The organism is Campylobacter concisus (genome assembly GCF_050447445.1).
GTDB classification, from domain to species: Bacteria; Campylobacterota; Campylobacteria; order Campylobacterales; family Campylobacteraceae; genus Campylobacter_A; species Campylobacter_A concisus_BI.
In genome coordinates this window covers 1472613-1494125 of the sequence record NZ_JALMFW010000001.1, presented here as the reverse complement: position 1 = coordinate 1494125, position 21513 = coordinate 1472613, and the positions used below count along the sequence as shown (strand labels likewise).

The following is a 21513-nucleotide window of genomic DNA, read 5'->3' as shown; positions in this document are numbered from 1 at the left end:
TTAATGAAATTTAATGGAATAAATTTACAGGGAGTTTTGTTTGACACACGATTTTGTAGATCAAAGTAGTTATAAAGCGATCGATGATATCTATAAAACGATATTAGACGTTATGATAGCTGCAAATGCACTATCTTTGTTGCTTTTTATGATCATAGCTACACCACTACTTTTTATGTGCTTATTATTTATAGCAGCTGGAATATTGCTTAGAATAAAATTTGACATAAAATATAGAGTATTAATATCCCTTGCATTTCACCTAAATATCATATTACTTGTTACTATTATTGTTACTACTATGGGTTGGAATACTGGAATTTGGATAATACTTGTTGGTGTAATTTTTATAAACTACTTCCTAGCGTTTGATTCAAAGAGTCTTACTTATATAATGGCATTTTTAGAATTAATCTTGCTTATACTTCTTTATTTTATTCACAAAGATGAGGCACCGCTGATCCCATCTGCTATACGAGGGGCGATAGTCGTGTGCAGTATTGTTTTTGCTTTTTTTATTGTTTTAAGACTTTCAATGTTTGCAGATGTTATCACGTCTAGTGGATATCAGCAAATAAGAAAAGAGACGGAAGAGCTTGAAAAGGACTCAAAGCATGATTTTTTAACGCAGCTTTTAAATAGAAGAACAATAGAAAAAACTTTAAGATTTGAACTAGTTGCTAATAAGGAAAGAAGCGGTAATACAAATTTAGTCATAATGCTAGGCGATATTGATAATTTTAAAAAAATAAACGATACATATGGGCATGACTGCGGTGATGAGGTCTTAAAAGATGTAGCCAGTGCTTTAAAGAAATCATTTAGAGGTAAAGACTATGTTTGCCGCTGGGGTGGAGAAGAATTTTTGATAATCTTGCCCGATACAAAGATAGAATTTATCCACGAAGTGAGCAAAAGGCTTAAAAAACAGATAAACAACGCAAAGCTTCCAGATAAAACTCCAGTTACTATGACCTTTGGTATGCTAATATGTGCAAATGGTGTTGAGGTGGATTTTGAGCAAGCCATAACTTTAGTAGATAAGCTGCTTTACGAAGGCAAGCTAAATGGCAAAGACCGCATCGAATTAGAAATTTTAAAAAAGGGCTTGGATGCGTAGAATTCCACTCTATACGGCTCAAAAAATTATTATATTTTCAATATTATTAACTCACGTCTGTTATTTTTTTATTTTTTTATTTATGAAAGAAGAAATTCTGGCGGTTATGAATATATTTTCAGTAGCAACCTATCTTTTTCTTTTAAGGCTTATTTACGATAGTCCTGAAAATAACAAGATAACAATGGTAATAGTCCAGCTTGAAATTTTATTTCATGCGTTAGTTTGTATGCTAATACTTGGATGGGGATACGGTTTTGGATTATTGTTTTTAGCATCGTCGCTAATACTATTTTTTACTTCATTTACCTATAAATTTTTTAACTACATAATAGTTGTGGTGCAAATAATTTTATCCATAGCCTGCTATGTATATTTAGATGGCCATCCTGTAAAAAATTTTGACGGCTTTAAAGATCTACTTTTTGTTTTTAACTTAAGTATGGTTTGCATATTTTCGGTTATTGTTTCGTATCTTTTGGAGAGCTCAAATTTATTTATATTTTTAAGTATCTTAGAGGAAAAAGAGATGGCTGAAAATATCTTAAATCACGATCCATTAACAGGACTTTTAAATCGTACTTCGATGCAGAAAATTTTAAGTCAAAACGATCTTTATAAAAATAGGGACTTTGCTATCGTTATGTGCGATATTGATAACTTTAAAAAGATAAATGATACCTATGGACACGGCGCAGGAGATGCTGTTTTAAGAAGCTTATCAGGCATATTTAAAAACACATTTAGAGATAAAGATAGAGTAGCTAGATTTGGTGGAGAAGAATTTTTAGCAGTCGTCTTGGGCGTAAAAAAAGACGCAGCTGTAAGTATCGTAGAGCGTGTGAGAGAGACTTTGAGTAAAAATATAGTTGAGTTTGAAAATATAAAGATCAACGCAACTATGACTTTTGGAGTAGTTGCTCATGATGGCACGGGAGAATTTAGCTTAGAAAAGATGATAAAACAAGCTGATAATCTACTTTATGCTGGTAAGCGAAGTGGTAAAAATATCGTTATGAGTGCGGATTACGACCCAAAAGCATAAATTTAGAGGCAAGAGCCTCTAAATTTTAATGTCCGTACATTATGTTTGGCAACCAAAGAGAAATTTGCGGTATATAAGTAACCAAGATAAGGCCAAAGAACAAGGTCAGCGTCCACGGTAAGCACGCCATGATGACCTCTTTTAAGTTCATATTTGTAAGACCGCTTGCGACAAATAAATTTAGTCCAACAGGCGGAGTCACCATACCTATCTCCATATTTACAACCAAGATGATACCAAAGTGAATAGGATCAATGCCAAGCTGCGTAGCTATCGGAAGCAAGAGTGGCACCATGATCATGATAACACTTGAAGGCTCCATAAACTGACCCATGATAAATAGCAAGATATTTACAAATATCAAAAATCCTATCATGCCGATATTTGCGTCAAGTATCATTGATGCGATCGCTTGAGGGATCTGTTCGCTAGTTAGCAAATATGCAAAAACAACGGCGTTTGCGATAATGAAAAATATCATAGCTGTTGTAAGAGCCGAGTCTAGGCAGATATCCCAAAGATCTTTTATCTTTATATCTCTATATATAAAAAGCGAGATAAATAACGCATAGACCGCGCTTGCCGCAGCAGCTTCTGTCGGAGTAAAAATGCCTCCATAAATTCCGCCGATGACCACAACAACGATCAAAAGAGCCCAAAATGCTTTGGTAAATTTCTGCACTCTTACTTTAAATGGTTCAGCCTTAGTTGCTTTAAAGCCAAGCTTTTTTGCGCCAACATAAGTTTGAACTAGCATAAAAGCTCCAAGCATGAGGCCAGGCACAACGCCTGCCATAAAGAGCTTGCCAATACTTACCTCAGCAGTTACGCCATAAACTATCATAACAACTGAAGGTGGGATCAAAATTCCAAGCGAGCCAGCTGTAGTTATGCCGCCCACTGCGTACTCTTTTGGATAGCCGGCCTCTTTTATCGCTGCAAACATAATTGAGCCAATAGCTACAACCGTCGCAGGTGAGCTTCCAGAGACCGCTGCAAAGATGATGCAGGCAAATATCGCACTCATAGGCAAGCCGCCAGGCAAGTGTCCGACCATAGACTTTGCAAAGTCGATGATACGTCTTGCTGAGCCACCTTTACTTAGTAAATTTCCAGCCAAGATAAACATCGGGATCGCCATTAGCGAAAATTTATTGATACCATCAAAAATTAGCTGTGGGATCGTAGCGATGTCTATGTCTGTAAAAAATATCATCGTTAAAACAGTGCTAGTTCCCAGTGAAACAGCCACAGGCACGCCTATTAGCATTAGTGCAAAAAGTAGGATAAATAAAAATGCTATTGTCATCTTTTTCTCCTTAATCTTTGACTACGCTACCATGAGCTAGCTCATGTGCTTCGTTGCTTACGACATTTTCTGCAGGCGTTAGAGCTACTTTTATGGCTTTTTCAGTCGAGCGGTAGCTAGCTGTAACGAAGGCTATTGGAAGCACTAACATAGGGACCCATTGAGGTATGCCAAGGTCTATTATCATCTGCTCGATCTCGTGCAAAATTTTGAGATAATCAATCGAATAAACTGCGATAAATATCAAAAAGACAGTTGTTAAGATGTGTGAAAAGAGCAGGCATACTTTCGCGAGCGCTGGTGGAAATTTTTCCACCAAAATAGTTACACTGACGTGAATGCCCTTATTAAAGCCGTATGCCGCGGCAAAAAACGCCGACCAGATAAAAAGATAGTTTGATAGCTCGCTTGCCCAAGACCAGCTTTTATCGAAAAAATATCTAGCCATAACATTTGCAAAGGCTAGCAATGTTCCACTTGCGAGCCCAACTACTGCGATAGTTTTATTTAGTGAGGCTATCGCTATATCAAGGACATTAAAAAAACTCTTCATTATTTTGTTCCAAGAGTCTTTTCTATGAGGTCTTTACCGATAACATCATAAAATTTAGGATAGATTGACTGCATAACCTTTTGCCATTCTGCCTTTTGTGCGTCATCGATCTTATAAATTTCTAGTTTTTTACTAGCAGCGATATATTTTTCAAGTTCAGCTATGACGTGAGCGTCCTCTTTTGCTGTCTCTTCTCTCTCAAAAGCTGTCGCTTCGCTTAGAGCTTGTTTTACATTTGCTTTTAGATCATCTGGTAGCTTGCTCCAAAATTTATCGCTCATAACGACTAAATAGCCCAAATATCCGTGACTTGAAAGTGTGAGCGAGCTTTGAACTTCGTGAAATTTTGAGTTATAGAAATTTGAAAGCGGGTTTTCAGTCGCATCAACTACGCCTTGTTGAAGTGCAGAGTAAACCTCTGAAAATGGTAAAACTTGTGGGTTGCCACCAACTACTTTAATTTGTTCTTCAAGTACCTTTGAGCTTTGGATTCTAAATTTTTGTCCTTTTGCATCTTCTGGCACAAGAACTGGCTTTTTGCTTGAGCTAAAATGCTTAAATCCAGCATCCCAATAATCAAGCGCCACAAAGCCTTTTTTAGTTACAAGGCCTTTTAGCTCCTCACCGACCTCGCCATCTTGGACCTTATGAAGGTGCTCTGCATCTTTAAAGATGAAAGGCAGGTCAAATAGCTGAAACTGCGGCACAATAGGCGTAAATTTTGAAAAACTTGGAGCTGCCATTTGAACGTTGCCAAGCTTTAACGCACCAAAAACCCTATCATCATCAAGTAGCTGCGCTGATGGGAAAACTTGAACTTTTAGTTTACCGCCACTTAGCTCCTCAGCACGTTTAGCAAAAAAGTCAGCCGCCTTGCCCTTTGGCGTAGAAGCTGCGACAACGTGAGCAAATTTGATCGTATAGACCTTATCCGCACCAAATGCTAAGCCACTGATGGCACAAGTGAAAAGTAAAGCTTGTAAGAATTTCATCTTTTATCCTTTGTAATGGTTTTGTTAAACGCATTATAAATTTCAAAAATAAAAATTTAGAAATTTTGTTTCGTAAATTCACAGCTATTTATTTTTATATGTGTATTTTAGTAACAAATGTGCTTTTAAAAGCTAATTTATATTTTCAAAAAATTTTTATAATTTTTCAATAACTAAACTTTTAAAGTATATTTGTTACTTTTTTACACATAAAATTTATTTTATTTTTACTTTTAATAAATTTTTGAATCCATTTAAATAAATGCATGGGATATTTTGCTCTAAATTTTTCTTTTCTATAAGTTTAAAAGCCAGCCAAAAAAATGTAAGTTTAGTCTTGCTTAAATTTAGCCTATATTTTATGGCTAAATTTAAAAGATTTTTATTTATTAATTTTTTATGGCTATAATACGAAACAACAAATTTTATTATTAAGGAATTATTATGTTTGAACTTAGAAAACTTCCATTTGATGCAAATAGTAATGCAGTAGTTAGTGCAAAAACCTGTGAATACCACTACGGCAAGCATCATGCAACTTACGTAGCAAATTTAAACAATCTCATAAAAGATACAAAATTTGCTAACGCATCTTTTTATGAAATTCTAACAAATAGCGAAGGTGGGCTTTACAACAATGTCGCTCAAGTTTACAACCACGACTTTTACTGGGACTGCATCGCTAAAAAAAGCGAGATGTCAAGCGAGCTAAAAGCTGCGATCGAAGCAAATTTCGCTAATTTTAAAGAGGAATTTCTAAAAGCAGCCACAACGCTTTTTGGCTCAGGCTGGGCGTGGCTTGTATTTGATCCAAGCAGCAAAAAGCTAGAGATCGTACAAACTAGCAATGCAAAAACTCCAGTGAGCGACGACAAAGTGCCACTTCTAGTCGTTGATGTTTGGGAACACGCTTACTACATCGACAACTTCAACGCTCGCCCAAAATACCTAGAGACATTTTATGAGAACATAAACTGGGAATTTGTAAGCAAAGCTTACGAGTGGGCGCAAAAAGAGGGTCTAGGCTCAGTTGAGTTTTACACAAAAGAACTTCACAAATAATATCTGGCGGGGTTTCCCGCCTTTAAATTTCTACTTTTATCTAAATTTTTAAAATCATCAAATTTATCAGCAAAAACTATCTTGTTTTAAAAGAAAGTGTAACATCAAAAATGGCTCAAAATTTTGTTTTAGCAAACAATTTCTCTTAAATTTAAAACCAGCATAAGCTATCTTAACTTCAAATTTCTGCTTTGTTGAAAATTTTAAACCACTGCTAAATTTTATAAGCCATGGGTATAGAATTTATTACTTCAAAAAGGTACAAATTGCTCGCTTTAATCTACTATATCGTGATTGAGAGAGGTTATATACTTAAATTTAAGCAAGCAAATAAAAACTAGTGTAGGTCATCTTGCCTTTAAAATTATCAGTACAATTTGATTTGATATTTAAAAATATTGGGGCAATATTCACTGCTTCAAAAATGCCCCGAGCTGTATTAACTAGGCATGGGTAGCTTTAAATTTCAAAGCTACCCAGTCAAATTTACTCAATTTATTTTTTTGAAGTGTATAAATTTATACCATTTTGTAAGCGTTTTAGCCCTTCAAGCACTCTGGCTCTTTGGGTTGCGATATTCATACGGAGGAAAAATCTATCTCCCCTGTAAGCATTGCCATCATTTAGCCAAAGTCCAGCTTTATCACGCAAGAAATTCATAAAGTCGCTCGAATCCTCGCAAAACGCGCTGCAATCAAGCCATAAAAGATAAGTCGCATTTGAAGGCAGAAGCTTTACTGGCAAATTTTGCTCTTTTATGAAATTTATAACGATTTTTTTGTTTTCAAAGAGATAATTCCTAAGCTCATCAAGCCATGTTTGGCTATCGTTAAATGCCGCTATTGTCGCAGTTATTGCAAATGCGTTTGCCTCACCTATCTCATCATAATTTACAGCCGCATTTATTCTGGTACGTATCTGCTCATTTGGCGTGATGATGGCTGAGCTTTGAAGTCCAGCTATATTAAAGGCTTTTGTAGGTGAGACGCATGTGATTGAGTTATTTTTGCACTCTTCGCTAACGCTGATAAATGGCACGTAGCTTAGCCCAGGATCAGTTATGTCGCAGTGGATCTCATCGCTGATAACCAAAACATCATGCTTATAGCAAAGCTCACCTATCTTTTTAAGCGTCTCTTTGTCCCAAATTTTTCCTATTGGATTGTGAGGATTGCAAAGGAGCATCATAGTTGTTAGTGGTTGAGCTAGCTTTGCCTCAAGGTCTTCAAAATCAATCTCATAAGAGCCATCTTTATAGACAAGGTCATTTGATAAAATTTCACGACCATTATTTTTAATGCAGTTAAAAAATACGTGATAGACGGGAGCTTGAACTAAAATTTGATCTCCTGGGCTGCTAAATCTTCTAATCGCAGTAGAAATCGCTGGTATAACACCAGTACAAAAGCACATCCAATCGTTTTCAAAGCTAACATCATGACGCCTTTTCCACCAGCCTTTAATCGCTTCGTTCCACTCTTTTGGGATAAATGAGTAGCCAAAGACGCCATTATCAAGACGCTTTTGTAGGGCATTTAAAATTTCAGGTGCAGCCTTAAAATCCATATCAGCAACCCACATTGGCAAAACATCATTTTTCATTCGCCACTTCGATGAGTTGGTGCCATCTCTGCTAATAAGCGTATCAAAATCGTACTTCATAGCTTTTCCTTAAAATAAAATTTTAAATCAATTATAACCCAAAAGATACTAATATAATTTGAAATTTTCTCTCAATTTAATATTTAAAAAGGAAAAATGATGAAATTAGCTCAGGCTCTCATTTTAAGGGCCGATACACAAAAACGCTTAGAGCAGCTAAAAGGTAGGTTGCTTGATAATGCAAAAATGCAAGAAAATGAAAGACCTAGCGAAGATCCAAAGCTTCTTTTAAAAGAGCTTGATAGGCTAAGCGATGAGCTATTTAGACTGATCTTGGCTATAAATTTAACAAACTCAAGTGCAAAATTTGAAGGCACGAGTCTAACTGAAATGATCACTAAAAAAGATACGCTAAGCCAAAAAGCAAGCGTGCTTAGGGATTTTGCCAAAAGCGCAAGCCAAAAGGTCGATCTTTACTCAAATAGTGAGATAAAAATTTTAAGTAGTGTTGATGTTGTCACGCTCCAAAAGCAAATAGACGAGCTATCCAAAGAGATCAGAGAGCTAGATATGAAGCTACAAGAGGCAAACTGGCAAGTTGATCTTGTAGAGTAAAATTTATGGTGAAAATGTAGCTAAAGGCGAGTAAAAAGAAAAATTTATTAGGCTTGCGGGGAGAGAGCAAAAGCTTAAATTTATCCCAGCAATTTAAAAAATGCATTCTTAAAAATAAATGTTACTACCACTTACTGATTTAGCTACGTTTTGGGTGGGTTTGGGGAAGATTAATCTTTATTATGTAAGATTTCACAAATTTTTAAAAGGAAATTTATGAAACTTGACACCTTGATCGTAAAGGGCATTGAAGCTAAAAATAATCCAAATAAAGCTGTCATTCCGCCTATTTTTTTAGCAAGTACATTTGTGCAAGATGATCTTGAAAATTTTCAAGAATTTGCATATTCGCGTGGTAGCAACCCAACCAAAAAAGCATTTGATGAAATTTTTGCAAAAGTTGAAGGCAGCAAATACGCTTTTAGCTTTGGTTCAGGCATGGCAGCAACAGCGGCGGCACTTAGCCTTATAAAAACTGGACAAAAGGTCCTGCTAAATAGCAATGTCTATGGTGGCACTTATAGATATGTTACAACTGTTTTTGAAAGCCACGGCATAAAGAGCGAATTTATAGACGATCTAAATTTTTTAAGCGAAGATGACATAAGTGACGACGTGGCGGCGATATTTATCGAAACTCCGTCAAATCCTCTCTTAAGAGTGACAGATATCGCTAGAATTTCAAAGATCGCTCACAAAAAGGGCTCTCTAGTTATCGTGGATAACACATTTTTAACACCTTATTATCAAAGAGTACTTGATCATGGAGCTGATATCGTGGTTTATAGCGCTACAAAGTATATCGGTGGACACGCTGATGTGATCGCTGGTATCGTCACGCTAAATGACGATGCTTTGGCTGAAAAGATAAAATTTGCTAAAAACACTCTTGGTGGCATCATCAGCCCGATGGATGCCTACTACCTAATACGTGGTCTTAAAACGCTTAGCGTTAGGTTTGATAGGCAAACGCAAAATACACATAAAATCATCAAATTTTTGCAGAATAATGACGCTGTTAGCGTGGTGCATTTTGCCGGCTCATATAGCGAGCAAGAGGCAAAGATACAAGCAGCTCAAGCAAGCGACATCGGTGCTCTCATCTCATTTGAGCTCGATGAAAAATACGATGTAAATAAATTTGTAAAAGCACTAGAAATTTTTGATCTAGCGGTAAGCCTTGGTGGCGTAGAAAGCCTCATTTGCAGGCCTGCGACGATGACGCATGAGGCATATCCAAAAGAGGTGCTAGATAAGATCGGCATAAAGCAAAACTTGCTTCGCTTAGCCATCGGTATCGAAAACGCTGATGATCTAATAGCAGATCTTGATCAAGCATTTAAAAAAGCAAAAAAATAATAAAGGAGATAGATATGGCAACTACAAAATTTAAAGGTAGTGAGGTAAATTTAAGTGGAAACGAGGTCTTTGTAGGCTCTTATGCGCCTGAGGCAAGAGTCGTAGCGCAAGATCTTAGTGAGTTTAGCGTAGGCGGAAATAATGGCGCAGAAGTACTTGTTTGCCTGCCATCACTTGATACTGGCGTTTGCGCGGCAGAGGCTCGTAAATTTAACGAAAAAGTAGCTGGCAAACATGGTGTAAAACTAAGCATCATCTCAAATGATTTGCCATTTGCGATGGGTAGATTTTGCACGACTGAAGGCATAGCAAATTTACATGTCGGAAGTGACTTTAGATATGGAGAATTTGCTAAAAACTATGGCGTTTTAATGAGTGATGGCCCACTAAAAGGACTACTTGCAAGAGCGGTATTTGTCATCAATGATGGCGTAATAATTCACAAACAAATCGTCCCTGAAGTGACAGAAGAGCCAAACTACGATGCTGTATTTGATGCTATTAAAAGTAGTGGTAGTTGTGGTTGTGGCTGCCATTAAAAAAGGCGTTATCTAAGCATCTATTTGATGCTTAGATAATTAATCTTAGTCAAATAGAGATTTTTCAAAAGATTTTACTACAAAGCTTTTTCTATGAAGGCCTGAATAGCCAAACTTGGCAATGGCATCTAAATGCGCCTTTGTGCCGTATCCTTTGTGCCCAGCAAAGCCATATTTTGAGTAAAATTTATCCCAGCCTTTCATTAAACTATCACGGCTAACTTTTGCTAATATGCTAGCAGCGCTTACCCCAGCGACTTTGCTATCAGCTTTTATCATCGTTGTGATACCAACACCATAGTCTAAATTTCCATCATAAATAATCTCAAAACCCTCAAAGTGCGCCTTAAAAATTTTGAGCGCTCGTCTTAAGCACTCGCTTAGCCCAAGTTCGTCTATTTGCGCATTTGAGAAGTAGATGATGAGAAAATTTGAGCTTTTTATGATCTCTTTAAAAAGCTCCTCACGCTTTTTTACAGTTAGTTTTTTGGAGTCGTTTAAACCTGAAATTTCTTTATTTAGCACGCAGGCCGCTACGCTTAAAGGCCCAGCTAAAGCCCCACGTCCAGCCTCATCTATGCCACAAATTTTTGCCATTAAAGTCCGATTTCATCGCTAAAGTAAGGTCTTAGCTCATCAAGTGGCACGCTAATTTGCTCCTCATTTAAAAAGGTAAGCCCAAGCGGCGAAAGTACAAAATTTTCACTAACACCTGCTGTTGCGAGGATTGCTTTTAGATGAGGGTCGTTCATATCTTTAAAAATCTGCTTTAACTTTAGCTTTTTGTTGGTTTTAAGCAAGACGACATCGCAGCTAGTTTTATTATTTTTATAGGTGCAGATACTTTTTATTCTGTCATTTATATAGTAGATGTTATCTAGGCTTTCAAATTGGTTATTTGGCCATTTTTTACGCTCGCTTTTTAGGTCATAAAGTGTCGAGAGTAATTTATTTTTATTTTTTTTAGCCGATTCTTTGGCAAATATATCGTTAATTATAGCTTCGTATCTCGTGCCATTTGCTTCGATCATTTGGATGCCAATATTTAGCATTTCATACTCTTTTTCTTTTTTGATAGTTGCATTATAGGCTTTGTTTTTAACGATTATTTTGCCCTTTAGCTCACCATTTTCATTTTTAACGTCTAAATTTATCTTATCAGATACAGCATTTAGCGATGAAATTTCACTGCTATTTTGCTCAAGATTACCTTTTTCGTAGTCATATTTTGTACCATCAAAAAAGATATGTCCGCTTATCTTGGCCGGCACTTTAAAGCTCTTACTTTGCTTAAAATTTTCAAATTCATCTTTAAAATAGTTCATATAAACTTCAAATTTTATACCATTTGCCTCACCAATAAATTTATAAAATTTTGCCCAGTTTTCGTGATTTATCTCATAGCCAAATAGGCTTACTATAAGTATAAAAATCCCAATAAATACTCTCATGTCCGTCCTTCATAGTTTTTTTGATTATAGCTTCTTTACTTTAAGCTTTTAAAACAATAATCAAATAAAGATTTAAATTTATAAACCTAGACTCCACCTAGAAAATGGCAAAATTTCGCATTTTATGCCCTCAAAGCTAAGCTCAGCTTGGTTTGCGACGCTGATTATCTGAAGTTTACTAACGCCTAGCTCTTTTAAGCTTGCGTGGAGTTTTTTAAATTTTAAAAAGATGATCTCTGGTGCAGAAAACGGTACACAAATGATCGCGATCTTCCTTTTATTAAGGAAGAAATCAATCTCTTTTGTGTAGTAAATTTCATCTTTAAATTTAAGCAATTCGCAAAAAATGACATTTGCAAAGACAGCTAAAAAATCCTTTTTTAGATACAAAGCGTTACGAAGTGCAAAATTTGTAAAGTAGAGCTTTTTGCTCGTGCTGCTCTCATCTAAATTTGGTACTAATTCTATAAAGCCATTTTCATTAAGGCTGGCTACTGTGTTATAGACACTATCTTTTGAAATTTTCATCTGCTCTTTTAGGTTTTTGTAGATACCAAAAGTACTAAGCACATCGTGGCATTTTTGAGCACATTCTTTTAAAATCGCAATGCTTTGCTCGCTTAAATTTGCTCTTAAAAGCTGTTGCAAGTGAGCTGTGACCTCGCTGGAGTCTAAAAAGGCACTTGCTATCTCGTTGCCGTGAGCCAAAAAGTAGCTAAACAGTAGGTCTTGGTCCAAATTCTTCTTAAAAAATAGTATAAATTCCTCGTAATCGAGATAGTTTAAATTTATGCGAGCAAAGCCGTCAATCGTGAGTGAAAATTCCTTGCTTGTAAGGATGATATTTTCAAGTGTTGCGCCCTTTAAAAAGTCTAAATTTGCAAGGTCAGCAGCTTGTAAATTTTCAACTGCGAGCACCTTTATCTGGGTATTTTTTTCTAAAAATTCTTTCAAATTTGCTAAAAGCAAGGCTCTGTCTATCCTTAGATCGCCTAAATTTACATAAAGTCTCTCCTCGCTTTTATAACGACTCAAGAACTCATAAACAAGGGCTGTTTTGCCACTTGAAATGGCGCCTATTATAAGCGTTTTTGGCGAGATGATTTCGTATTTTCTGGGGATAAATTTACTTGATTTAAGCGGCTGATTGTAATAAAGCTCTAATTGGTTCATTTTCTCCCCTTTGTAAGATGCATATGTAAATTTTTACTATACCGTCAATTTCCCCCCCCCTGTTATAAGCGCGATCTCATCGCTTGTTAGTTCATAAAGCTCAAAAACAAGTTTGTCCATTTTTTCGTCACTTGCCTTGATTTTATCGTTTAGCGCGTCGATATTTTCTTTGGCTTCTAGCTTTTCATCAAGAGTTAAAGTAGGCATATGCTTCTCGTAAAGCTTGATTTTTTCAATGGCTTTTAAAATTTCATCGACCAAATTTATTATCTCGTTTGCTAAATTTTCATTTTGCGGCGTTATTTGGGGAATAGGCAAAATTTCTAAGCGGTTTATTTTTATTTCGCCTTCAAGTCCACCTCCGGCATAGAAAAAGTTGAAAATTTTATAAACACCTGTTGAATTTAAAAAAGCTAATAAAAATTTTAAATTTTCGCCAGTTATACAATATGCAGTATTGTCTGGAATATTATTATTTGTATCGTAAGCAAATTTTGGGCTTTGCACCATTCTTGCACATAAAATTTTCTCTTTTTCAAATTCCTCCAAATATGCACAGTTTCGTAGATTATAAGGCGTGGCTCCTTTATCAGAGCGCTTGGAAAGTTTTGGCTCAAATTTATCAAGATATAGTTTTAGTTTAGGAAAATTATCTATATTGATGCGAGGCTCGGTGCCATATCCATTATGGATATTTATGAGCCATAGCCCAGCCCACTCATAGTCATAACGCTTTATATCTCGACCCCTTAAGATCGGTCTAATGAGCTTTTGCGTCTGTTCTCTTTCGTCCCCAATGCAAGTGCTTAAAATTTTATCACGAGTTTCGCTATCAATAATGAAAGCTTCGTTTAGCCCACTTTTGACACCATAATTAATATTTACACCCCAATCTTTTAATGGCTTTGCGACTTTTTCGATCTTGCTTTTTAGCTCAAATTTGCTCTTATCAAGGAAAGTGAAATTTGTTTCGTTTAGTGTGGATTGTGGTATTTTGATAAATTTTTGCGTTTTTAAATTTATGGTGCTTGAAGCTAGGAAATCAAATTTTGAATTTTCACCAGCTCTTATTTTTCTAAAAATAGTAACCGCACTATCTACGCTCGCATCTTCAAAAACTTTAACCCCATCAAAATCAATAATGTTTGTTATTTGCGTATTTTCTAATATAAATTTACGTAAATTTTCACCATAGCTGGCACGGAAAAATTTATTTGAACATATAAAACCTAAAAGCCCACTTTCTTTTAGATGCGTAATGCCAAGCTCATAAAAATAGACAAACAAATCAGCCGTGCCGCTATAAACTTTATATTTTTGTAGAGCTGGCTTTTGCTCTTTTATCGCCTCTTGTCTAACATAGGGCGGATTGCCGATAACGACATCAAATTTAAAGTCAAAAGGAAATTCTAAAAGCGAGTTTGCAGCTACTAAATTTTTACTAAGATCTGTTAAAACTCGTCCCTTGGCAGCTGTGCGGAGCCAAAGAGATAGTCTGGCGATCTCGACTGCATCGGCATTTATATCTACGCCGTAAAGGTTATTTTCTAAAATAGTGCTTTCTATATCGTAAAGTCCCAAGCCCTCGCCCTCATATACTTTGCGGTAAGTGTCTAATGCGCCATGCTCGCTAATGAGAAATTCTAAAGCTTGATTTAAAAACGCACCAGAGCCACAAGCTGGATCAAGTATCTTAAGGGATAAAAGCCACTCGCGGTAAGCATAAATTTTATCTTTGATCTCACTTTCTGCTTTGGTTAATTTTTTGGGATTTTTGGGTGCTAATAGCTCATTTAGATCAAGCCCTAGCTCATCTTTTTTGGCTTTACAAAGCGTACCAAGCGAATTTTCAACTATAAATTCTGTTATAAACTCTGGCGTATAAAATATGCCATCTTTTTTGCGTTTGCTCTGTTTGGCATCAAATTCATTGCCATGTATTTGCGCATTTAGCTCCTCAAGGTCGTTTAGTGAGCTTTCAAAGATATGTCCTAGGATATTTACACCGATGTCGCTTAAAAAGTCATAGTCGCTTAAAAACTGCGCTTCAAGCACGCTATCGTCTATCTTTAGTGCATCAAGCTCAGTATCTGTGGCAAAAAGTCCGCCATTGTAGCGTTTAATATCAAGACGTTCACTGCCTTCATCAATGGCTTTAAAGTAAATTTTGTAAAAGTCATAAAAGCTTAGCTCGGTAACTTGATTTTGAAATTTATCTTTTATCTCGGCTATCGTGCGAAGTCTTAGTAGTCCGCGGTCTTCGGCAAATAGTATAAAGACAAACCTATCACATAGTTTTTGCGTAAGACTTAAAAGCCTATTTTTATCAATGCTAGCATTGTTTTTACAAATATTTTTAAAAAGAGTGAGCCTAAATGCGCTAAAGTCTTTATAAAATTTGTTTGAAATTTCACGCTCGTGAGTGGCAAATTTCTCTTTTAGCTTTAGCGGCAGATCCGTGCTAATGCTCTCAAAGCTAAGCAGTAAATGAAGTCTTTTAAACTCGTCAAAGTTTGCTGTAAAAAGGTCAAATTTTTCAAATGTTGTTTTATTGCCGATGTAAAAGCGTAATTCGTTAAAATTTGAAACAACGACATATTTGGCATTTTCATGCGAGATAAAATAGCGAAAAGCTTGATCTACCGGGCTAAGCTCGCGGTTGGACGGGGTTTTATCAAGATGCTGTGTGGTCTGATCTTTTAGCTCGATCACGCATCTAACTTCGCCATTTATCAGTATCGCCCCGTCTGCCTTTTTGCCGTCAGTTTCGTTCTTTTTTTCACGCTCAAGATTGAAATTTGTAGGATTAGTAGTGTCCAAAGTGTAGCCAAGGCAGTTTTCAAAGATATCTTTTAGAAACTGCGTTTGAAATTTTTCTTCCTTGAAACTCTTAATTTCGCTAGCTTTTGACTGATATATTTGTAAATTTATATAACGCTTTTTAAGCTTCTCCTTGTCTTGTTCTTGAGTTAATAAGAATTTTGAATTAAAGATCGGCATCTTTTCTCTTTAAAATTTTAATTTCTTGGAATCTTATCTTTTTAAATTTTATATCTTCCTTATTAAAAGGAAATAATTAATCAAAATTCATCAAAAAACAACGTTTTTCTTGACAACTATAATAGCTTTTTTGTAAAATCGCGTTCTCTTTACGAAAAGACAAGCGTCTTTGCTCGTACGATCGCTTGATCCTATGCGGGTTATTTTGATGTAAAGAGGTCGCGAGTTTGCGACAAGTTCTTTTTAAAGGAAAACACATGGAAAGAATCAGGTTAAAGCTAAAAGCTTACGACCATAGAGTTCTAGACCGCACTGTTGCAGCAATCGTAGAAGCTGTCAAACGAACAGGTGCCGACGTTCGTGGCCCGGTACCAATGCCTACAAAGATCAAACGCTATACAGTCTTAAAATCTCCACACATCAACAAAGACTCACGTGAGCAGTTTGAGATGAGAATACACGCTCGTATGCTTGACATCGTAGCTGCTACTCCAGAAACTGTAGATAGCTTAACAAAACTCGACCTAGCTCCAGAAGTTAATGTCGAAGTTCGTGCGATGAAGTAAGCGGACAAAAGGATAAGAGTATGGAATATATTGTAGAAAAAATAGGTATGAGTAGAACGATTGCCACGAAGAGTACGCCAGTTACACTACTTAAGCTAGTTGAGGCTAAAGTATGTGAGATCGACGAAAACAAACGTGCTATCGTAGCGTATGCCCACACTAAAGCAAACAACAAAGCTATCGCTGGTCAGCAAAAGAAATACAATCTGACTGCAGAATTTAACAAATTTGCTACGCTTGAAGTAGCTAATAGCGAAGTTGGAAACCTAGACTTTACACCATTAAATGAGGCTAAAATTTTAAAAGTTAGTTTTAACTCAAAAGGTAGAGGCTACCAAGGTGTGGTAAAAAGACATGGTTTCGGTGGTGGTCCAAAAAGCCACGGCTCACGTTTCCATAGACGCCACGGTTCAATTGGTAACTGCGAATGGCCAGGTCGTGTTCAGCCAGGTATGAAAATGGCAGGACACATGGGCAATGAGAAAGTTACTGTTAAAAACGAGCTAATAAGTTTTGACGCTCAAAATGGCATTGTAGTTGTAAAAGGTTGCGTTCCTGGTCACAATGGTGCAATGGGTAAAATAAGGATTGTAAAATGAGTAAAATTCACGTATTAAACGATAAATTTGAAAATTCAGGCGAGTTAGAGCTTCCTGCAAGCTACGCTGAAGTAAATCCGCACAACCTATATCTTTATGTAAAATCTTACCTTGCTGGTATAAGAGCAAATACGGCTCATACTAAAAGCCGTGCTTTTGTAAGCGGTGGTGGTAAAAAACCATGGAGACAAAAAGGACGTGGTGGTGCAAGAGCAGGTTCGACTAGAACTAACGTTTGGGTAGGCGGTGCAGTTGCATTTGGTCCAACAAACGAGAAAAATTATTTTCAAAAAGTCAATAAAAAACAAAAAAGACTAGCTCTTGAGTACGCTTTGGCAGTAAAAGCACAAGATGGTAAAATTTTCGCAGTAGATAGCATCTCAATCGAGTCTGGAAAGACAAAAGATGCAGCTAATATCATCAAAAATTTAAAAGTAAAAGACGCGCTTATCGTTAAAGATTTACTAGACGATAAAACACTACTTGCTTTTAGAAATTTAGCAAACTGCTATGTAGTAGATGCAAATGAGGTAAATGCTTATCTTGTCTCTACATTTAGTTCGGTTATCATTGAAAAAGCTGCACTAAAAACTATAACAAAAGAGGGCTAAAATGGCGGATATAACTGATATCAAAACAATTATTTATACAGAAAAAACTCTAGGCCTTCAAGAACAAGGCGTTGTTGTTATCCAGACTTCACCAAGAGTTACAAAAAACAGCTTAAAAGCAGTTTTACAAGAGTATTTTGGAGTAACGCCTGTTCGCGTAAATTCACTTAGAATTAGCGGCAAGGTTAAGCGTTTTAGAGGAAGAGCAGGCCAACGTGACGAGATAAAGAAATTCTACGTTAAGTTACCTGAAGGCGTAAGCCTAGAAAATACGGAGGCGTAAGATGGCTATAAAATCATATAAACCATATACACCTAGTCGCAGATATATCACTGGACTAAGCTCTGAAGATATAACAGCTAAACCAAGCGTTAGAAGCTTGCTTGTTAAACTACCTGCATCTGGCGGTAGAAATAACAATGGTCGTATAACTTCAAGACATAAAGAAGCAGGTGCAAAAAAGCTTTATCGTATCATCGACTTCAAGCGTCGCAAATTTGGTATAGAAGGTAAAGTTGAAGCGATCGAATACGATCCGAACAGAAACTGCCGTATCGCTCTTATAGCTTACAAAGATGGTGAAAAGCGCTATATCATTAGACCAAATGGCCTAAATGTTGGTGACGTTATCGCATCTATCGATGAGGGCTCACTAGATATTAAACCAGGTAACGCTATGAAATTAAGATTTATCCCAGTTGGTACTATCGTTCATAACGTAGAGCTAAAACCTGGTAAAGGCGCTCAGATAGCTCGTTCAGCTGGTGGTTATGCTCAGCTAATGGGTAAAGAAGAGAAGTATGTTATCTTAAGAATGCCAAGCGGCGAGATGAGACAAGTACTAGCTGAGTGTATGGCAAGTATTGGTGTAGTTGGCAACGAAGATTGGGCCAACATTACTATCGGTAAAGCTGGACGCAATCGCCACCGCGGTATCCGACCACAAACACGTGGTTCTGCTATGAACCCAGTTGATCACCCACACGGTGGTGGTGAAGGTAAGAAAAATTCAGGCCGTCACCCAGTTACTCCATGGGGTAAACCAACTAAAGGTGCTAAGACTCGCCGTAAAAAAGCTAGCGATAAGCTTATAATTTCAAGAAGGAAAGGAAAATAGAGATGGCAAGATCACTCAAAAAAGGTCCTTTCGTAGATGATCATGTAATGAAAAAAGTTATTGCCGCAAAAAATGCAAACGATAACAAACCAATCAAAACTTGGTCAAGACGTAGCACGATTGTACCTGAAATGATTGGACTAACATTTAACGTTCACAATGGCAAGAGCTTTATTCCTGTATATGTTACAGAAAATCATATAGGCTATAAACTTGGCGAATTTGCTCCAACACGCACATTTAAGGGTCACAAAGGCTCAGTGCAAAAGAAAATCGGCAAGTAAGGGGAGATAATATGAGTAAAGCAATTATAAAATTCGTAAGACTTTCTCCTACAAAAGCAAGGCTTATAGCAAGAGAAGTTCAAGGCATGAATGCCGAGCTAGCACTTGCAAGCTTGCAATTTATGCCAAATCGTGGTGCTAAATTTATAGCAAACGCTATTAGCTCAGCAGTAGCAAATGGCGGATTTGAGCCAGAAGAGGTTGTAGTAACTAGTTGCCGCGTTGATGCTGGTCCTGTATTAAAGAGATTTAGACCAAGAGCAAGAGGAACAGCGAGCAAAATTCGCAAACCTACTTCTCATGTAATGGTAGAAGTATCTAAACCTGAAAAGAAGGAAGCATAATATGGGACAAAAAGTAAATCCAATAGGTCTTAGACTAGGAATTAACCGCAACTGGGAATCTAGATGGTTTCCAACCAAACAAAGTCTTCCTGAAAATATCGGTGAAGATTACAAAATTCGTGCATTTTTAAAGAAAAAACTTTATTATGCAGGAATCAGCCAAATTCTAATCGAAAGAACGGCTAAAAAACTTCGTGTAACCGTAGTTGCAGCTCGCCCTGGTATCATCATTGGCAAAAAAGGCCAAGATGTTGAAAACCTAAAGAACGAAGTTAGCAAACTTATTGGCAAAGAAGTAAATGTAAATATCAAAGAAGAAAGAAAAGCTCAAGCTTCAGCTCAACTTGCTGCTGAAAACGTAGCTATGCAGCTTGAAAAGCGTGTCGCATTTAGACGTGCTATGAAAAAAGTTATCCAAGGTGCTCAAAAATCAGGCGCTAAGGGTATCAAAATTTCAGTTGCTGGTCGTTTAGGTGGTGCTGAGATGGCAAGAACCGAGTGGTATCTAGAAGGTCGCGTTCCGCTTCATACTCTTAGAGCAAAGATAGATTACGGTGTAGCTGAGGCTCATACGACTTATGGAAACATAGGTATTAAAGTATGGATTTTTAAAGGTGAGGTTCTTCAAAAAGGTGTTCAGCCTGAGAAAACTGAAGAAGAAGCACCTAAGAAAACACGTAGAGCAAGAAGAGGTAAATAATTATGTTGATGCCTAAAAGAACGAAATTTCGTAAGCAAATGAAAGGTCGCAACCGTGGTTATGCGACTCGTGGAGCATCTTTAGCAACTGGCGAATTTGCACTTAAAGCTGTTGAAGCTGGTAGAATAAATTCTCGCCAAATAGAAGCTGCTCGTCAAGCTCTAACTCGTCATGTAAAAAGACAGGCTAAAATTTGGATAAGGGTTTTCCCTGATAAGCCACTTACTAAAAAACCTCTACAAACTCGTATGGGTAAAGGTAAGGCTGGAGTTGAAGAGTGGGTTATGAATATCAAACCTGGTCGTATAATATTTGAAATGGCTGGTGTTAGCGAAGAGTTAGCTCGTGAAGCCCTAACTTTGGCCTTACACAAACTTCCTTTCAAATCAAAATTTGTAACGCGAGAGAGTGAAAATGAAATATACTGAGTTAAAAGATAAGAGCGTTGCAGAATTAAACGCGTTGCTAAAAGAGAAAAAGGTGCTTTTATTTACTTTAAGACAAAAGCTAAAAACTATGCAGTTAAGCAACCCTAATGAGATTAGTGCTGTTCGTAAAGAGATAGCTCAGATCAACACTGCAATTAGTGCAACAAGACAAGGGGCGTAAAATGGCATTAAAAAGAGAAATTCAAGGTGTTGTTTTACAAAAAGCTGGAGATAAAACAGCTACTATTTTGGTAGAAAGACGCGTTATGCACCCAAGATACCATAAATTTGTAAAACGCTTTAAAAAGTATTTAGTTCACGATGAGAAAAATGAGACAAGAGCAGGCGATACAGTTGTTGCGATCGAGTGCAGACCACTTTCAGCTCGCAAGAATTTTCGCTTAAAAGCTGTATTGGCAAAGGGAGTTGAGTAATGATTCAAAGTTTTACAAGACTTGCAGTTGCTGATAATAGTGGTGCAAAAGAGTTAATGTGTATAAAAGTTCTTGGCGGCAGCAAAAGAAGATACGCTACACTTGGCGATATCATAGTTTGCTCTGTTAAAAAAGCTCTTCCAAATGGTAAGATCAAAAAAGGACAGGTTGTAAAAGCTGTTGTTGTAAGAACTAAAAGAGAGGTTCAAAGAGATAATGGTTCGCTAATCCGCTTCGACGAGAATGCAGCTGTTATACTTGATAGCAAAAAAGAGCCAGTCGGCACTCGTATTTTTGGACCAGTTGGACGTGAAGTTAGATATGCTAACTTTATGAAGATTGTTTCGCTAGCTCCGGAGGTTTTATGATGGCTAATGTAAAATTTAAAGTCAAAAAAGGCGATACCGTTAAGATCATCGCTGGTGACGATAAAGGCAAAACTGGTAAAATTTTAGCAGTTCTTGCCAAAAAAGGTCAGGTTATAGTTGAGGGATGCAAAATAGCTAAAAAAGCTATCAAACCAAGCGAAAAAACTCCAAATGGTGGTCACGTAAATAAAGAGATGCCAATTGACATATCAAATGTCGCGAAAGTTGAAGGATAAGAGAT

General features: G+C 36.8%; 27 protein-coding genes. 19 read left to right on the top strand and 8 right to left on the bottom strand.

The window, feature by feature from the left end:
- The first annotated feature begins 40 nt into the window (after positions 1-40).
- Both MTT30_RS07780 and MTT30_RS07775 read left to right on the top strand, forming a co-directional pair.
- Positions 41-1120 (top strand): GGDEF domain-containing protein, encoded by a 1080-nt coding sequence (locus MTT30_RS07780; protein WP_429801547.1) that lies wholly within the window; start codon positions 41-43, stop codon positions 1118-1120.
- A 106-nt stretch (positions 1121-1226) separates the two neighbouring features.
- Positions 1227-2165, top strand: a complete 939-nt coding sequence (locus MTT30_RS07775; RefSeq protein ID WP_429801546.1) for a GGDEF domain-containing protein — start codon at positions 1227-1229, stop codon at positions 2163-2165.
- 25 nt (positions 2166-2190) lie between these two features.
- Here the strand turns inward: MTT30_RS07775 and MTT30_RS07770 are convergent, their stop codons facing one another.
- From MTT30_RS07770 to MTT30_RS07760, 3 genes are read right to left on the bottom strand one after another with little or no spacing between them, the layout of a single operon-like run.
- Positions 2191-3474: a TRAP transporter large permease gene (locus MTT30_RS07770; protein WP_087577414.1), complete on the bottom strand. Its 1284-nt coding sequence runs from the start codon at positions 3472-3474 to the stop codon at positions 2191-2193.
- 10 nt (positions 3475-3484) lie between these two features.
- Positions 3485-4027, bottom strand: a complete 543-nt coding sequence (locus MTT30_RS07765; RefSeq protein ID WP_087586675.1) for a TRAP transporter small permease — start codon at positions 4025-4027, stop codon at positions 3485-3487.
- On the bottom strand, positions 4027-5019 hold the full coding sequence (locus tag MTT30_RS07760; RefSeq protein WP_149725215.1) for a DctP family TRAP transporter solute-binding subunit: 993 nt from the start codon (positions 5017-5019) through the stop codon (positions 4027-4029). The genes MTT30_RS07765 and MTT30_RS07760 overlap by 1 nt, the downstream gene beginning before the upstream one ends.
- Before the next feature lie 444 nt (positions 5020-5463).
- Between MTT30_RS07760 and sodB the strand changes: the two genes are divergently transcribed.
- Complete coding sequence (gene sodB, locus MTT30_RS07755; RefSeq protein WP_103618629.1) at positions 5464-6081, top strand: superoxide dismutase [Fe]; 618 nt, start codon at positions 5464-5466, stop codon at positions 6079-6081.
- A gap of 495 nt (positions 6082-6576) precedes the next feature.
- Here sodB and MTT30_RS07750 read toward each other — a convergent pair whose 3' ends face one another.
- A complete protein-coding gene (locus MTT30_RS07750) occupies positions 6577-7743 on the bottom strand; it encodes a MalY/PatB family protein (RefSeq protein ID WP_429801545.1) in 1167 nt (388 codons plus the stop codon).
- A gap of 99 nt (positions 7744-7842) precedes the next feature.
- Here MTT30_RS07750 and MTT30_RS07745 point away from each other — a divergent pair, with 99 nt between their 5' ends.
- The 3 genes from MTT30_RS07745 to tpx all read left to right on the top strand — a co-directional run bounded on the left by MTT30_RS07745 (position 7843) and on the right by tpx (position 10196).
- On the top strand, positions 7843-8298 hold the full coding sequence (locus MTT30_RS07745; RefSeq protein ID WP_429801544.1) for a DIP1984 family protein: 456 nt from the start codon (positions 7843-7845) through the stop codon (positions 8296-8298).
- Between the two features lie 216 nt (positions 8299-8514).
- Positions 8515-9657, top strand: a complete 1143-nt coding sequence (locus MTT30_RS07740) for a trans-sulfuration enzyme family protein (protein ID WP_429801543.1) — start codon at positions 8515-8517, stop codon at positions 9655-9657.
- Positions 9658-9671: 14 nt separating this feature from the next.
- Entirely contained in the window at positions 9672-10196 is a 525-nt protein-coding gene (gene tpx / locus MTT30_RS07735) for a thiol peroxidase (RefSeq protein WP_429801542.1), read from the top strand.
- 45 nt (positions 10197-10241) lie between these two features.
- Here tpx and MTT30_RS07730 read toward each other — a convergent pair whose 3' ends face one another.
- The 4 genes from MTT30_RS07730 to MTT30_RS07715 all read right to left on the bottom strand — a co-directional run bounded on the left by MTT30_RS07730 (position 10242) and on the right by MTT30_RS07715 (position 15820).
- Positions 10242-10793 carry a ribonuclease HII gene (locus MTT30_RS07730; RefSeq protein WP_429801541.1) on the bottom strand — a complete coding sequence of 184 codons (552 nt, stop codon included), beginning with the start codon at positions 10791-10793 and terminating at the stop codon, positions 10242-10244.
- Positions 10793-11647 carry a hypothetical protein gene (locus MTT30_RS07725; RefSeq protein ID WP_429801540.1) on the bottom strand — a complete coding sequence of 285 codons (855 nt, stop codon included), beginning with the start codon at positions 11645-11647 and terminating at the stop codon, positions 10793-10795. Before MTT30_RS07725 ends, MTT30_RS07730 begins: the two co-directional genes overlap by 1 nt.
- A gap of 78 nt (positions 11648-11725) precedes the next feature.
- Complete coding sequence (locus MTT30_RS07720; RefSeq protein ID WP_429801539.1) at positions 11726-12820, bottom strand: ATP-binding protein; 1095 nt, start codon at positions 12818-12820, stop codon at positions 11726-11728.
- A gap of 36 nt (positions 12821-12856) precedes the next feature.
- Positions 12857-15820 carry an Eco57I restriction-modification methylase domain-containing protein gene (locus tag MTT30_RS07715; protein ID WP_429801538.1) on the bottom strand — a complete coding sequence of 988 codons (2964 nt, stop codon included), beginning with the start codon at positions 15818-15820 and terminating at the stop codon, positions 12857-12859.
- A gap of 257 nt (positions 15821-16077) precedes the next feature.
- Between MTT30_RS07715 and rpsJ the strand changes: the two genes are divergently transcribed.
- The 13 genes from rpsJ to rplX are packed head-to-tail and all read left to right on the top strand — an operon-like array spanning position 16078 to position 21508.
- Complete coding sequence (gene rpsJ / locus MTT30_RS07710; protein WP_009295257.1) at positions 16078-16386, top strand: 30S ribosomal protein S10; 309 nt, start codon at positions 16078-16080, stop codon at positions 16384-16386.
- Between the two features lie 20 nt (positions 16387-16406).
- A complete protein-coding gene (gene rplC, locus MTT30_RS07705; RefSeq protein WP_002941563.1) occupies positions 16407-16985 on the top strand; it encodes a 50S ribosomal protein L3 in 579 nt (192 codons plus the stop codon).
- Positions 16982-17596 carry a 50S ribosomal protein L4 gene (gene rplD, locus MTT30_RS07700; RefSeq protein ID WP_021092445.1) on the top strand — a complete coding sequence of 205 codons (615 nt, stop codon included), beginning with the start codon at positions 16982-16984 and terminating at the stop codon, positions 17594-17596. The genes rplC and rplD overlap by 4 nt, the downstream gene beginning before the upstream one ends.
- 1 nt (position 17597) lies before the next feature.
- Positions 17598-17879 (top strand): 50S ribosomal protein L23, encoded by a 282-nt coding sequence (locus MTT30_RS07695; RefSeq protein ID WP_002941535.1) that lies wholly within the window; start codon positions 17598-17600, stop codon positions 17877-17879.
- Between the two features lies 1 nt (position 17880).
- Positions 17881-18714 (top strand): 50S ribosomal protein L2, encoded by an 834-nt coding sequence (rplB, locus tag MTT30_RS07690; RefSeq protein WP_084041048.1) that lies wholly within the window; start codon positions 17881-17883, stop codon positions 18712-18714.
- Between the two features lie 2 nt (positions 18715-18716).
- Positions 18717-18998 carry a 30S ribosomal protein S19 gene (rpsS, locus tag MTT30_RS07685; protein ID WP_002941639.1) on the top strand — a complete coding sequence of 94 codons (282 nt, stop codon included), beginning with the start codon at positions 18717-18719 and terminating at the stop codon, positions 18996-18998.
- Between the two features lie 11 nt (positions 18999-19009).
- Positions 19010-19342, top strand: a complete 333-nt coding sequence (rplV, locus tag MTT30_RS07680; RefSeq protein WP_009295259.1) for a 50S ribosomal protein L22 — start codon at positions 19010-19012, stop codon at positions 19340-19342.
- 1 nt (position 19343) lies between these two features.
- Complete coding sequence (gene rpsC, locus MTT30_RS07675) at positions 19344-20042, top strand: 30S ribosomal protein S3 (protein WP_002941650.1); 699 nt, start codon at positions 19344-19346, stop codon at positions 20040-20042.
- A 2-nt stretch (positions 20043-20044) separates the two neighbouring features.
- A complete protein-coding gene (gene rplP, locus MTT30_RS07670; RefSeq protein WP_021091116.1) occupies positions 20045-20470 on the top strand; it encodes a 50S ribosomal protein L16 in 426 nt (141 codons plus the stop codon).
- Complete coding sequence (rpmC, locus tag MTT30_RS07665; RefSeq protein ID WP_002941625.1) at positions 20457-20651, top strand: 50S ribosomal protein L29; 195 nt, start codon at positions 20457-20459, stop codon at positions 20649-20651. Before rplP ends, rpmC begins: the two co-directional genes overlap by 14 nt.
- Position 20652: 1 nt before the next feature.
- Positions 20653-20904 (top strand): 30S ribosomal protein S17, encoded by a 252-nt coding sequence (gene rpsQ / locus MTT30_RS07660; RefSeq protein WP_021091107.1) that lies wholly within the window; start codon positions 20653-20655, stop codon positions 20902-20904.
- Complete coding sequence (rplN, locus tag MTT30_RS07655; protein ID WP_002941516.1) at positions 20904-21272, top strand: 50S ribosomal protein L14; 369 nt, start codon at positions 20904-20906, stop codon at positions 21270-21272. The genes rpsQ and rplN overlap by 1 nt, the downstream gene beginning before the upstream one ends.
- A complete protein-coding gene (gene rplX, locus MTT30_RS07650) occupies positions 21272-21508 on the top strand; it encodes a 50S ribosomal protein L24 (RefSeq protein WP_002941666.1) in 237 nt (78 codons plus the stop codon). Before rplN ends, rplX begins: the two co-directional genes overlap by 1 nt.
- Positions 21509-21513: the final 5 nt, after the last annotated feature.